The organism is Lacticaseibacillus zhaodongensis (assembly GCF_009687905.1).
GTDB classification, from domain to species: Bacteria; Bacillota; Bacilli; order Lactobacillales; family Lactobacillaceae; genus Lacticaseibacillus; species Lacticaseibacillus zhaodongensis.
This window is the reverse complement of the sequence record NZ_BLBG01000003.1, coordinates 184,831-198,311: the sequence shown is the minus strand read 5'-3', so window position 1 is coordinate 198,311 and position 13,481 is coordinate 184,831. Positions and strand designations below refer to the sequence as shown.

Genomic DNA, 13,481 nt, shown 5'->3' with positions numbered 1-13,481 from the left:
GCAAAACGGCCCGACTCCGGTGTAATCGCGGAATCAGGCCGGAATGCTGCTGATTATTTAGTCTCGCCGTAACCATAACCGTAGCCATAGCCGTAACCATAGCCATAACCGGCGTCACCGCGCTTACTCTTGACGCGTTCAACCACGCCGAGCACTTTAGCATCAGACATTTTGAGAATCTCCAGGGTCCGCTTAACGTTCCCCTTGAGTGTCTTCTCCATCCGCACGACAACGACCACGCCATCGACTTGAGGCAGTGAAACCTGCACGTCGGACACGGCCAAGACTGGGGTTGCATCAAGAATCACGATGTCGTAGTTAGCCCGGGCGTATTCGATGAAGCTAGCCATGTGCTTCGAACCGAGCAGCTCGGCTGGGTTCGGCGGAACGGGTCCAGAAGTCAGGACGTCGAGGTTCTGCACAAAAGTGCTGTGGATGATGTCACCGGGATTCTTATCGGTTGACAGCACGGTCGACAGGCCCTGCGCGTTGATCAGGTCAAAAGTTTTGTCCAGTGTTGGCCGGCGCATGTCGCTGTCAACCAGCAGCACGTGCTTACCTGCCTGCGCCCAAGTCACAGCCACGTTGGCCGCAACGGTGGACTTACCATCAGACATTTCAGCGGAGGTAAACATTACGACCTGCAGCTTGTCGAGGGCCGCGCCGGCGAATTCGATGTTCGTGCGCACGGTCCGCACTTGTTCAGAGATGACGTTTTTGGGCTCGTAGTAAGCAACCAGTCGCACGCCTTGGGTCAGACTCTCTTCGCTCTCTTTTTTACGTTTATTCCAGAACATAGTCTGCCTCCTCCTATACGCGCCGTGATGACCGGCGTTGCATCCGGCCTTCACCTTTGTTATCGTCATCGACTGCCGGTGCTGGTTCCGCCGGTGCCTTCTTGTTCAGCTTGCCGATGTAGGAGACAACGCCAAGGTCAACCAGACCCATGTCGTCGGTCAGGAAGTCGATTGACTTCACGGCCCGGTCGGTGAGTTCACGGACCGTCCCAATCACGAAGCCGATCAGAATGCCGAGCACTAAGCCGGCTAGGGTAATCAACTTGGTCTTTGGTGAAACGGGCGTGTCATCAGTCGTCGCCTTGGAAACAACAGAAACGTTCTTGACACTCATCATCTTAACGACTTCGGTGCGGAACACGGCCGCGATCTCGTTAGCGATGTCTTTGGCCTTGCTTGGGCTCGGGTCAGTGACCGTCACGGTGAAGACCTGAGAGTTCGTCTCGTTAGCGATTGCAATTTCGTCGCTGAGCTTCTTAGCGTCAATGTTAGAGTACTTGGCCGGCTGCAGCTTGTACTTAGCTGGCTGCGCCTTGCGCGTGGTGGTGGTGTAGTAACGCTGGTCCTGTTCACTCCACACCCGCTTGGTCTTGGCGGGCACCGCCTTTTTGACGAGTACCCGGTGGGGGTTCGTCAGCTGGTTAGCAACCTTATTCAGGATGACCGGCTTGGTGATGATGTCCTTATATGTAGAAATCAGTTGGACGTTCGCCTGCTGGTCAGCGTACTGAACCCCATTGGCTGCTTGGTCGTCGGACTTGCGGTTAACAAGCATCGCGACTGAGGCAGAGTACTTAGGGGTCAGCACAAACTTGGAGACCCCAAATGCTGCGGCTGCGCAAACGATGCCCAGCACGATCATGAGCCAGAAGCTGCGCTTGATGATATTCCACAGTCTGGTTAGTTCAATTACATTATCCATTTGTCCCATCCACATCTTCTTTATTGATTTGAAATTCCAACGTCTATCATTGCCTGTTGCCTGAGAAAAATATTACGGAATATAACAAATTTCGGCATACTTTATAATTAAACCACAATCATGTGTCCAAGCAAATGCCGAAATGTATTTTGCAACATAGTTTCTGCACATTTGCAGCTCAATTCGGGCCAAAATCAGTCGCAAATGCAGCCACGTGTTGATCATGCCTAGATTTGCTTGAGGTAAAAAGTATCGCAAGCCGGGTGGGCCGGACCAGCCGGTGCCGCAGGAATTTGCTTGAAACCCAGGTGTTCATACAAGCCGCGCGCGGCAGTGTAGTTGTGGAAGGTTTCAATGTAGAGTTGCTTCAAACCCAGCTCTTTGGCCCTTGCAGCCGCCATGTCGACCAACTTATGCCCGAATCCATGACCGCGGGCAGCAGGCGTCAAGTAGAGCTTTTGCACCTCGACGGTATCTGGATAAGGGTACGGACCAAAACCGCCCCCACCGAGCACTTGGTCGTCATCGTCAACAACCACCCAGTATGCTGAGGTTGCGGGATCGGCGTATAACTCGGCGAGCTGCCCCAGATGTGGGTCAAAATATGGCGAACCCGGAACATCATTGTGAAATTCATGAATGGTCGCCTGAATGACTGCTTTCAGTGCTGCGTCATCAGCTGGTTTGATTGGCCGAATGTGCATTGCTGTTTTCCTCCTCCGTGGGTCCTAATAAACATAACGTTGCAATTATAGCGCGTAGCATTGGCAAACACGATGGTAAGTGAACACATTAATCCTATTTTTTTCATCTTTCCGAATCATAAGTGTAAAACGAACGGTATTTGCTTAACGCAAGCAACATTACTGACGGAATACGTTTACGCACCCTATCGCGAAGCATCATTCAAATTTTATTTTGACTGGCGAAGCCTATTATTATAAAATTATTATTAACAGGATAACTACTTAATCCAACGATAACGTTTACCAATAATAAAGGGGGAATCACCATGGAATACTTAAAGCTACTCGGCATTGCCGTGATTGTCATCGGCTTTGCCCTCAAATGGGACACAACGGCCGTGGTTGTGGTCGCGGCCATCGTGACCGGCGTCCTGTCCGGGATGTCCGTCCCCGACCTCTTGTCGACACTCGGCAAGAGCTTCCTCGATAACCGCATGGTCTCACTGTTCTTCCTGACCTTGCCCATGATCGGGCTGGTTGAAAGTCACGGCTTGAAGGAAGTCGCGGTGAGTGCCATTCAGAAACTGAAGAAAGCCACGCCGGGTCGCATCCTCAATCTCTACTTGATTGTGCGGGAGGTCACTAACGTCTTCGGCATCAGCCTCTCCGGGCAAGTTCAGTTCGTTCGACCCCTGATTCAGCCAATGGTTCAGGCCGCAGCGAGCGTCGAGAAGAAGTTGACCAAGAAAGACGTTGAACTCACCAAAGCGCGCTCCGCTGCGGTCGATAATTTTGGGAACTTCTTCGCGCAGAACCTCTTCGTTGCATCCGGCTCCGTCCTGCTGATTTCCAGCACGATGAAGTCACTCGGCCACGCGGTCCAGCCCATCGAGATTGTGACCGCCAGCATTCCCGTCGCCATTTTGACCTTGATCCTGGTCGGCATCTACAACCTATTGTTCGACCGCCACTTCAAGGGCAAGGCAAGTAAACACGACAAGAAGGAGGAGTAATCATGGTGAACACATTACTAACGATTCTCTATGTACTCATCGGTTTTATGATGGCTCTGGCCGGAATTGAGTCCTTCCGCGATGTCAAAAGTCCGACCCACCTCGGCACCGGCCTGTTCTGGACGCTGCTAGCAATTATCTTCGCCTTCGGGAGCTTCATTCCCGCGATGCTCGTCGGCGCCATGATCGTTGTCATCGGCCTCCTCTCCCTGTTCAAACAGATCAAGGTCGGCAACCTGACGCAGGTCAACCCCAAGCGGGCGGCGGCAAGTGCCCAAAAGCTTGGCGGTTGGATTTTCCTGCCCAGCGTGGTCCTGGCGATTGTCTCCATCCTGATTTCCCAGTTCACCCAGTTGGGCGGCCAAATTGGAATCGGCATCGGCGCCGTTGTCTCCCTCCTGTTGGCAATTGCCCTCACTAAAGCACCAGTCAAGCAGGTGTACAGCGATGCGCAGCGGATGGTCCGCTCGGTCGGGGCGCCTGGTATTCTGCCGCAGCTGCTCGCAACGCTGGGTGCGGTCTTCACCGCGGCCGGTGTCGGCACCTTAACAGCCAAACTGATTGCGGGCGTCTTTCCGGCCGGCAGTCACCTGCTCGGCGTAGTGCTCTACTGCGCGGCGATGGCCATCTTCACCGCCATCATGGGCAACGCCTTCGCAGCCTTTGCGGTCATCACCGCCGCAATCGGCGTTCCCTTCGTCATCGCTCAGGGTGGCAGCGTGGCCGTTGTGGCGGCCCTCGGCATGACTTCCGGCTACTGTGGCACCCTGCTGACACCGATGGCAGCCAACTTCAACTCCCTACCAGTGGCCCTGATGGAAATGGACGATGAAATGGGCGTAATCAAACAACAAGCCCCGATTGCCCTGCTCCTGCTGGTACTGCAAATGGGGCTGATGTACATTTTGGCGTTCTAGGAACACAGAGCGGAGTGAGGCGCTTAGAAGCTGAGCATTAACGTACTCTGGTCCAAATGCTTGGGCTTTAGCATTTGGACCAGAGTGTGTTAAGCGCAAGCTTCTGCCTCACGTAGCTCGACTATGACACAGAGCGAAGGCCCGCGGGTAGAGGCTGAGGATTAACGGACTTATGAATAAATGCTTGGTTTTAAGCATTTTTCAGAAGTGTGTTAACCGCAACCTTCAGCTCTCCGTAGCTCGCCTTAGACATCTAGCGTTATACTAAGCGCAAACATCCATATTTGAGGAGGAATCACCATGAAAATTCTCGTTACTGGTTTTGATCCATTCGGTCCCGACAAAATTAATCCGGCAATTGAAGCCGTTAAGCGTCTGCCAGACACAATTGCCGGTGCAGACATCGTGAAGCTCGAAATCCCCACCATCTTCAACAAGTGCGCCGAAGTTGTTCACGACGCCATTGCGCGCGAGCAGCCTGACTACGTGCTCGACATTGGTCAGGCAGGTGGCCGCTTCGGTCTCACCCCAGAACGGGTTGCCATCAACCTGGATGACGGCCGGATTGCTGACAATGCCGGCTACCAGCCACTGAACCACACGATTCACGAAGACGGTGCGAACGCCTACTTTGCGCAGCTGCCAATTAAAGCGATGACCAAGGCGATCCGCGCTGCCGGTCTGCCCAGCACAGTTTCCAACACCGCCGGCACCTACGTTTGCAACCACATCATGTACCAGGTGCAGTACATGCGCGACAAGGAGTTCCCAAGCATCAAGGCTGGCTTCATGCACATCCCGTTCCTGCCCAACCAGGTCACAAACCGGCCGAATACACCGTCATTGTCGCTGGACGACGATGTGCGCGGCATCACGGCCGCAATTACGGCAATTGTTGAGCGCGACGGTAAGGGCGACATTGAAACGGTCGAAGGAACGATTGCTTAAGCGCACACGAATCGTTACTGCTCAGGGCGAATCCATCATGGGTCCGCCCTTTTTGCTGTCCCCACACTCAATCAATTTTGCATTCGCCAGCCAAAAGCATTAAGCTATGTTTAATCGTGCACGACTAATAAGGAGCAACAACCATGACCAACCATGTCAACCTAGCTAACCAACTGTGTTTCAGCGTCTATAACGTTAACCGCCTGTTCAACAAGTTCTACCAGGAGGCTCTGGCTGATTTCGACCTGACCTACTCCCAATACTTGTTACTAACGGCCCTGTGGAACCAGGACCACCGGGAACTACGCGACCTTGGCGACGAACTCAAACTCAGTTCAAACACCCTGACTCCCCTCGTTAAGCGGCTGGAAGCACGGGGCTGGGTCACTCGGGTCCACCCGGAAACGGACCGCCGCCGACTACTAGTGAGTTTGACCCCTAAAGCTAAGGCACAGGAGGCACCGATTCAGCAAGCATTGGCAGAATGTCTGGGTCGTTACAGCTTCACGAAAGCTGACTATGAACAAGCAATGAGCTTAAATCAGAAGTTGATTGCGGCCCTCAGCAACTGAGGGTTTTGCTTTTGCCCAATTAGTCGTGCACGATTAAAAATAGACGGAGGTACTTGGATAATGAATTATGACGTAATTATGATTGGTTCTGGCCACGCGACCTGGCACGCTGCGGTCACCCTGCAGCAGGCCGGCAAGCACGTTGCCATTGTGGAAAAAGACCTGGTTGGTGGCACCTGCACTAACTACGGCTGTGACGCCAAAATCGCACTCGATGGTCCCTTCCAACTGGTTGAACAACTCAATCGCTTCAAGGGCGCCGGCGTCGACAACGTGCCCAGTATCAACTGGAACGCCCTGATGAATTACAAGCACCAGGTGATCGACCCGCTCGCACCAACCATGACCAAAATCTTCGGTCAGCTCGGCATTGACCTCATCACCGGCAGCGCCAAGTTGACTGACGCCCATACCGTCGTTGTTGATGGCAAGAAATACAGCAGCGACTACATCGTCCTCGGTACCGGCCAGCGCCCAGCAATGCTGAACATCCCCGGGGCCGAATACATTCACGACAGCCGCGAATTCCTCGACCTGCCCGCCATGCCCGAGCGGCTTACCTTCATCGGGGCTGGCATCATCGCCCTTGAATTCGCCTCAATGGCCGCAAGCATGGGCAAGGACGTCCATGTCGTCGAATTTAGTGCCAAGGCTCTGGCCACATTCAACCCAGCGTACGTGGCTCGGCTGCAAAAGAAACTCAGCAATCAGGGTGTGCACTTCCACTTCAACGAAGCCGTTAACGCCGTCAGCAAGGCCGCTACCGGTTACACCGTCACGACCAACAGTGGGTTAAGCATCGACACTGACTATGTACTCGGTGCCACCGGCCGCGTTGCCAACGTTGAGAACATCGGTCTGGAAGACTTGGGTATCGAATCCTCCCGTCGCGGCATCAAAGTCAATGGCCACCTGCAGACCGCCGTTCCTAATATTTTCGCTAGTGGCGACGTCATCGACAAGCCGCAAGCGAAGCTCACCCCAGTCGCAATTTTCGAATCCAACTACATTGCCAGTGTCATTCTCGGCAATCAGGACCCAATCAGCTACCCCGTCGTTCCGAGTGTTGTCTTCACGATGCCGCGGATTGCTGAGGTTGGCGTCAGCGTCACGACTGCCCAGTCCCAGCCAGATGAATTCCGCACCCAAGTGTTGCCGTTTGGCCAGCAGCTTGCCTTCCAGTACAAGCGCGCCATGGATGCCGAGGCCACACTCGTGTTCGACCACGATGGTTTCTTGGTCGGTGCTAGCGTCTACGCCGATGACGGTGACGATTTGATCAACCTGCTGACAATGATCATCAACGGTCGCTACACGGCCGCAATGCTCCAACAACAGATTTTCGCCTTCCCTAGTTCCACGGTTGGCGTCCTCGATTTGCTTGCTGGCCTGTTGCCACGCTAATTATCCAGATACTAAAAGCTGCCACCACAAATTTTGTGGTGACAGTTTTTTTATTGTTGTGAATTCTGACTGTGGTGCCAAGCCATTTTCATGTACACATCACCTGCCGCGAGTTCAGAGAGCATTTGCTGAAGTCGCTTCTGCTGCGTCGCAGGCCGCTTAGCCCCGGCAATCCAGCCCAGGTAATCATTCCGTTGGTATGGCGGGCGGGCCTTGTATTGCTGCATCAGCCCGTGGTTACTTAGTGCCGCCTCCACAAAATCTGGCATTGAATTTTGCGCCCGCTTCGTCCGCGTCGGCCGCGCAACACCCGCCTTAATCTGGCCCAACCGCCAATGCACCATGGCCGTAATCAAATCCGCAGGCAGTTTATCCGCGAGCGGAAAGCGCACCGCGCCCTTCGTAGACTTGTAGGGTGCCAGCTCCGTCGCAAAGTGCGCGATTGGCTCCGCAGTCGGGTAAAAACCAATAAAATCACTGCCAGCGTCAAAGTAAACCACCGTCTGCCCCTGCCAAAAGCTCGGCATCTGGTAACTGAAGCGCTCCTCTGCTTGCGGCAACGCGGCCTTCAAAATTGCGTACATATTTTGCATTTGTTCCTGCACTGCCAATGGCTTAGCGGAAATGTAATCGGCAATCGTCCTGAAATTTGCCACATCTAATTTCTCACGCATCATTGTGCCTCCCCGTTTTGCTGGCCCTAATAACCTAAGCATAGCAAAAGGTCGCCGGTTATGGCGACCTTTGCGAGGAAAATGTTTGACTCAACTGCAGCGAAACTAGCGCTCCAGCTTACGCCGGTGATCAGCGAGACCAAGCAGCATCATCAAAGTGGCACCAAGCACTACGAGACCGGTAGCATGGCGATCACCCGTCTGCGGCAAGGTTGCGCTGGCGTGTGCGTTCGCCGCCTTAGCAACCGTTTTACCCGCAGCCTGGGTATTGGCCGAACTCATGGCTACCAACCGGTTTCCAGTAGCAGTCGTGGTGGTACTATCTGCCGCCGCACCTGTGGAATCGTCGGTAGTTTCACCACCAAATGTTGATGGCAGGCTTGGTTCGTCCATTGTTTCCTCTGTTGGCTCATCAATAGCAGTGGTGGACTGAGTCGGAGCGTTAGGCGTTGTTCCACCAAACGTTGACGGAAGGCCCGGATTCTCGATGCTAGAGTCATCGGTTGGTGGCACTGTGACACCACCACTCGGGTTCTCTGGTGTCGTTGTTCCGCCACCACCCTTGTCACCATCCGGAGTCGTAGTATCCGTTGCAGGAATCTTGCTGAAGACTACGGTGAATTTCTGTGGTTGGTCATCATCGTGGTCAAAAGTTGCCCCAACGGTTCCGTCAGTAGTGAGCGTGTAGCCCTCATTGATTGCCTGCTGGAGATAAGCCGTGATTTGGCCATGGGCGATTGCGCTATCACTCGCTCCGGTAATCGTCAGATCCGGAGTGATCAACTTATTGCCAGCTTCATCAACGTAGCTCACAGTTGCGGTCTGCGTATTTGGCGTGTAACGAATAACCGTATCAGCAGGCTCATTTGGCACCACCTTGTCCTGGTTTTCATCAGGTGTGTAGCCCGGAACGTCTGGGTAATCAGTTGAAGCGATTGGATCACCAGGGTTGCCTTTGACCGTCTTCGGTGTTGTCGGGGTCAGTGGCTTGCCATCCGGATCATGTGGAATCAGCGTGGTCGTGACACTAAGCTGCTCCATCGGGGCTAAGGTGACCTCAAAAGTCTGGTCGTCTGCAGTATTATGGTCAAATTTTGCACCAATGGTTCCATCCCGGACTAAGGTGTAGCCCTCGTCAATTGCCGCCTGAATATTGATTGTGCTGTGATCAACGGGCGTGTCGGTCTGACCAGTGATTGACTGACTTGGCACCACCGTGTTGCCAGCACCATCTACAAAGGTGACTAGCGCTTTTTGAGTATCCGGCGTGTATGCAATTTCTGTGTCACCTGGCTGGTTTGGCACCACCTTGTCCTGCTTTTCAGCTGGCGTGTAACCTGGAACGTCAGGGTAATCCGTCGCACTGATTGGATCACCGGGCTTGCCAGTGACCGTCTTTGGGTCTTTAGGAGTCAGTGATTTACCGTCTGGCCCTTGGGGAACGAGCGTGGTCGTGATACTTGCCTGCTCAATTGGGGCAAAGACAACCGTGAAGGTCTGGTTCTGATCGGTATTACTGTCAAAGCTTGCGCCAATAGTCTCGTCACTAACAACCGTGAAGCCTTGATCAATCGCCTTCTGAATGTTTGGCGCGATTTGATCATGATCGACCACGGTCGCAGTCGCACCAGTAATCGTCTGGGCCGCCGCAATCAACTGCTTGCCCGACTTATCAACGTACTTAACCGTTGCAGTCTGAGTATCCGGTGTGTAAGTGATGATTGTGTCACCAGGCTCATTAGGTACCACTTTGTTCTGGTTTTCGTTTGGCGTGTAGCCAGGCACATCTGGGTAATCACCGGCACTGATTGGTGCACCAGGCTTGCCCGTAACTGTCTTTGGCTCCGTCGGGGTGAGCGGTTCTCCCGCGGGCCCTTGTGGAATCAAAGGCGTCGTTAAACTAGCCTGATCGATTGGCACCAGCGTAACGCTAAAGGCCTGATCTCTGTCAGTTTTGTGGTCAAATTTTGCACCGACAGTGCCATCTTGCGCCAGCGTGTAACCAGCGTTCATCGCATCTTGGATGTTGATTGTACTGTGATCGACAGCCGTGTCGGTCAAACCCGTGATGGTCTGACTTGGCGCCACTGTGTTCCCGTCATTATCAACGAATGTGACCACGGCTTTTTGGGTATCTGGCGTGTAGGAAACAACGGTATCGCCAGGCTTATTTGGCACCACCTTGCTCTGATCATCATCAGGCGTGTAACCTGGAACATCCGGGTAATCTGTTGCACTGATCGGATCACCAGGTTTGCCAGTGATCGTCTTTGGCTCCGTTGGGGTGAGTGGTTTTGCACCTGGTCCTTGTGGAATCAGATTCGTGCTTACGCTTGCCTTTTCGACCGGCACGAAGGTCACAATAAAGCTTTGGTTCTTGTCGGTAACGTGGTCAAAAGTAGCCCCAATCGTGCCATCCTTGACCAAGGTGTAACCATTGGCCATTGCTGACTGAATGTTAGTTGCAACCTGGCCATGGTCAATTGCGGTGTCGGTTGCGCCGGTAATTGTCTGACTTGGCGCCACCGGGTTATTATCCTGGTCCACAAAGCTAACTACTGCCGTTTGCTCATCAGCTGTATATGTCACTGTAACCGTAGAGCTTGGCTTACCTTCGTCATCTGGCGTGGTGAAGGTGTCAGCCGCAACCGTGGTCTGGTCTGGTGTATAACCAGCAACATCCGGGCTAGGCACTGCCACAGCGGTTGCTGATTTCCATTCTGAATAGGTAACGGTCTTGGTGACGAGGTCCTCAGTCCCGGTTCTCGTTAAGGTAACCGTTTGGGTTTTCGTAGCTGGTGCAGGGACTTTTGTCGGATCGCTCGTGTTAACGTAATTGATCACCCGCGTTGCCGTAGCACTAAAGGACTTAGGATCAGCCTCGTGGGGGTCATCCGGAGTGACGTCAACAATGTTGTGTTCTAGCTGCACGACAAATGGCTGGTCAGCAGCGTCATCGCTATCAAAAACAATTCCGTCCTTAGTTCCATCACTGACCAGTTTGTAGCCTTGAGCCTCGTAATCCTCGATTCGCTCCGCACTACTGTAGGTCGCAGTTGAACCAGCATCACCGGTAATTGTATCAATTGCCCCAAGCGTCTTATTGCCATCTGATGCGTCCTGGTAGGTAATCGTGGCGGTTTGCGTTGCCGGTTGAGTAGTGAAAATCAAGGTAACGGTTTGCGGATCCTTAGTGAAGGTGCTGACGTTACCGTCTGTCCGCAGGAACTTGTAGCCCTCAATAATTTCCTGATCCGGGGTGACACTGAATGGAGAGCCCACAGCCCCACCAACAGTTGTCGCAGGTTTAAGTTCTTGCTGGTTTTCATCTTGGTAATTGACCGTGATTGTTCCTGTTTCGACAGGGGTCAGGTACAAATGCTCAGAGTAAGAATAGGAAATCGTTTCTCCCGGAGCCACAGTAACTGTCGGTGTCTCGTACTGAACTGAAGTATCTTTCCTGACGCCAGCAGCCTCATCCATCTCTGGCGTGTTGAGTGCAGCGCCATTAGCAGTTCCTGCAGCAGCCTTTGGCAACTTAATATCCAAGTTCGTGCCACCCCACGCACCAGCAATCAGGGTGTCGTTACCGGTAGGGCTTACAAAAATCGTCAAGTTGGGATTTTTCTCCGACGTTGCATTGGGAAGATATGCTGAGCCATCACCGTTTGAAATAATCGGCACACCATCGTTCACATCATCACTACCGAGGCCCGAGCCAAAAGCGGTATCAAGTTCGGTACCAAATTTAACATTTTCCAGTGGATCTGAACCGTTATTCTTGATGAACACGGTGTGGTTAAACGCCCCACTCGGATCAATATTTACAATTTCGGTAATCGTCAAGTTGTCAGCCTTATCTTCCAAATCTTGACGAACATACTTAGTGCCATCACTGCCAGTACCGTAATACAACTGGTTTGCCTTCGGATCATGCTCAAGGCTAACGAAACTGTTCGTATCTTCATCATCATCCAAATCCAGTTTCGGATCGCGCATGTAATACTGACTGGTCAGCCCAGTAGCATACGTGTACATATAATGCGTGTCTGGATCAGAAGCATCAGCAACCCAATTGTTAAACAACGGATAACCATCGCCACTATTTGCGGGGTTAACGGCGAGGATATAAGTTTTACCGTCACTATTGAGAATTGACTCTTGAATAATTGGCGTTTGGAGGCCGCCGTCGACCCCTTCTGTCTTAGTCCAATCAATTGTATCAATCAGGCTGGCGGATACCGGATCAACAACCGCTTTAAATTGTGGCTCACCTTCAGTCGCATCCCCAGTGGCCGCAGATGCATCAGCTCCGGCAGGTGTTGCTGCAGAAGCATCATTCTTCTGCTCCGCTGTGGCGGTATCTGACGTGGTGGCATTCGACGCAGTTGCGGGCTCATTTTTCTGAGTTGCGTCAGTATCAGCACTTGGTACTTCGGAAGTGGCTGGCACTGCTTGTTCACTTTGTGCTGCTTGTTCCGTTGTATCAGCAGACTGCTTGTCTGTTGGCCCAGATGCCGCTTCATCAGTCTGTTGTTCCGGATTGTCATCAGCAGGCACAACGTTTTGTTGACTAACAGTTGGTGTTGGTGTTGCTGTTTCCGTTTCCTCAGTGCTGGCAGAATCAGCCGGAGCTGCAATTGGTGCTTCCACTTGCTCAACGTTAACAGTGCTGTCTGCAGCTTTAGTAGCCGTGCTCAGTTTGACGGCCGCTGCCGTCTTCGCAGCAACGACCTCGTCAGCAGCCGGTTTGATTGTTTCTGGATTAGCTGCAGATGTGCTGCTTGTTGCCGCGTGGGCAGTGGCCTGACCCTGAACCGCCACCGCTGCTCCAACAGCAACCAGTAGTGTTGTCAACCACTGGCCCTTGCCCTTAAACATTTTGACTCTGGTCTTAATTTCTGGCTCCTGACGCAGTTGATTGTGCGTTGAGAGCTTACGATAATCTCCAAGCAAAACAATCCCACCTTTCATGAACTTGAAATACAATGTTTTAAGTACGGAAGATGTAGCTAAATATTTTGTCTACTTTCCAGACCCATAAAACTAATCGAGTAATACACTTTAAGTTTGGTTCCTCAAGCTGGAACCCCAAATCGAAATGAACATATTTCCGTGAATCAACTTTATCGACCCTCAAGGTAAGATAAAATCATCGACGGCAATGTAGCAAAGTTGGCAACATCCCCTTGTTTAAAGAATACCGCTGTTAGCAGAAGCAAAGCCTTCAAGTTATCTAATCTGGCATTAGGATATTTGCGAACGCATCACGCTTGGCTAATGATGTCAATATACCATTTCATGTGTTATTTGAAAGCAAATCGATAACAATTGTGGCCTGTCCACAATTATCCTTGCTCAACCAGCAGCTGTTGAACCAAATCGACTACCACAGTTTTTCGGCGGCCAAGCGTAAACTCCTGTGCGCAAAATTGCGTCATGATGATAAAAAGGCCCCCAATTACGGAGACCTGATTATGGCTATTATTGATTTACACGTGCTGATTCCGTTCTTGAACCTTCTTGATATTTGCGAATAACTTTTGCG

General features: G+C 52.3%; 11 protein-coding genes. 6 read left to right on the top strand and 5 right to left on the bottom strand.

Features of this window, described 5'->3' with window-relative positions; translation table 11 throughout:
* Positions 1-53: 53 nt before the first annotated feature.
* The 3 genes from GN107_RS04920 to GN107_RS04910 all read right to left on the bottom strand — a co-directional run bounded on the left by GN107_RS04920 (position 54) and on the right by GN107_RS04910 (position 2,423).
* A complete protein-coding gene (locus GN107_RS04920; protein WP_155286607.1) occupies positions 54-797 on the bottom strand; it encodes a CpsD/CapB family tyrosine-protein kinase in 744 nt (247 codons plus the stop codon).
* Positions 798-810: 13 nt separating this feature from the next.
* Positions 811-1,719, bottom strand: a complete 909-nt coding sequence (locus GN107_RS04915; RefSeq protein ID WP_155286608.1) for a YveK family protein — start codon at positions 1,717-1,719, stop codon at positions 811-813.
* 227 nt (positions 1,720-1,946) lie between these two features.
* Positions 1,947-2,423, bottom strand: a complete 477-nt coding sequence (locus tag GN107_RS04910) for a GNAT family N-acetyltransferase (RefSeq protein WP_155286609.1) — start codon at positions 2,421-2,423, stop codon at positions 1,947-1,949.
* 308 nt (positions 2,424-2,731) lie between these two features.
* Between GN107_RS04910 and GN107_RS04905 the strand changes: the two genes are divergently transcribed.
* From GN107_RS04905 to GN107_RS04885, 5 genes are all read left to right on the top strand, one after another.
* Positions 2,732-3,418 (top strand): DUF969 domain-containing protein, encoded by a 687-nt coding sequence (locus tag GN107_RS04905; RefSeq protein ID WP_155286610.1) that lies wholly within the window; start codon positions 2,732-2,734, stop codon positions 3,416-3,418.
* Between the two features lie 2 nt (positions 3,419-3,420).
* The gene (locus GN107_RS04900) at positions 3,421-4,335 is read left to right on the top strand and encodes a DUF979 domain-containing protein (protein ID WP_155286611.1); all 915 of its coding nucleotides are present in this window, start codon (positions 3,421-3,423) and stop codon (positions 4,333-4,335) included.
* A gap of 300 nt (positions 4,336-4,635) precedes the next feature.
* Complete coding sequence (gene pcp, locus GN107_RS04895; RefSeq protein WP_155286612.1) at positions 4,636-5,283, top strand: pyroglutamyl-peptidase I; 648 nt, start codon at positions 4,636-4,638, stop codon at positions 5,281-5,283.
* A gap of 143 nt (positions 5,284-5,426) precedes the next feature.
* Entirely contained in the window at positions 5,427-5,855 is a 429-nt protein-coding gene (locus GN107_RS04890; RefSeq protein WP_155286613.1) for a MarR family winged helix-turn-helix transcriptional regulator, read from the top strand.
* Positions 5,856-5,912: 57 nt separating this feature from the next.
* Positions 5,913-7,259, top strand: coding sequence for a dihydrolipoyl dehydrogenase family protein (locus GN107_RS04885; RefSeq protein WP_155286614.1), 1,347 nt, complete (start codon positions 5,913-5,915; stop codon positions 7,257-7,259).
* 50 nt (positions 7,260-7,309) lie between these two features.
* On the opposite strand, the gene GN107_RS04880 is transcribed toward GN107_RS04885, so the two are convergent.
* On the bottom strand, positions 7,310-7,933 hold the full coding sequence (locus tag GN107_RS04880) for a YdeI/OmpD-associated family protein (RefSeq protein ID WP_196246246.1): 624 nt from the start codon (positions 7,931-7,933) through the stop codon (positions 7,310-7,312).
* A 105-nt stretch (positions 7,934-8,038) separates the two neighbouring features.
* Positions 8,039-12,889 (bottom strand): mucin-binding protein, encoded by a 4,851-nt coding sequence (locus GN107_RS04875; RefSeq protein WP_196246247.1) that lies wholly within the window; start codon positions 12,887-12,889, stop codon positions 8,039-8,041.
* Between the two features lie 317 nt (positions 12,890-13,206).
* Between GN107_RS04875 and GN107_RS04870 the strand changes: the two genes are divergently transcribed.
* Positions 13,207-13,473, top strand: a complete 267-nt coding sequence (locus tag GN107_RS04870; protein ID WP_155286617.1) for a hypothetical protein — start codon at positions 13,207-13,209, stop codon at positions 13,471-13,473.
* Positions 13,474-13,481 lie beyond the last annotated feature (8 nt).

Excerpts from the sequence above, each read along its gene's own strand:
- GN107_RS04920 (WP_155286607.1), bottom strand. The coding sequence starts at position 797 with ATGTTCTGGAATAAACGTAAAAAAGAGAGCGAAGAGAGTCTGACCCAA.
- GN107_RS04915 (WP_155286608.1), bottom strand. The coding sequence starts at position 1,719 with ATGGATAATGTAATTGAACTAACCAGACTGTGGAATATCATCAAGCGC.
- GN107_RS04910 (WP_155286609.1), bottom strand. The coding sequence starts at position 2,423 with ATGCACATTCGGCCAATCAAACCAGCTGATGACGCAGCACTGAAAGCA.
- GN107_RS04905 (WP_155286610.1), top strand. The coding sequence starts at position 2,732 with ATGGAATACTTAAAGCTACTCGGCATTGCCGTGATTGTCATCGGCTTT.
- GN107_RS04900 (WP_155286611.1), top strand. The coding sequence starts at position 3,421 with ATGGTGAACACATTACTAACGATTCTCTATGTACTCATCGGTTTTATG.
- pcp (WP_155286612.1), top strand. The coding sequence starts at position 4,636 with ATGAAAATTCTCGTTACTGGTTTTGATCCATTCGGTCCCGACAAAATT.
- GN107_RS04890 (WP_155286613.1), top strand. The coding sequence starts at position 5,427 with ATGACCAACCATGTCAACCTAGCTAACCAACTGTGTTTCAGCGTCTAT.
- GN107_RS04880 (WP_196246246.1), bottom strand. The coding sequence starts at position 7,933 with ATGCGTGAGAAATTAGATGTGGCAAATTTCAGGACGATTGCCGATTAC.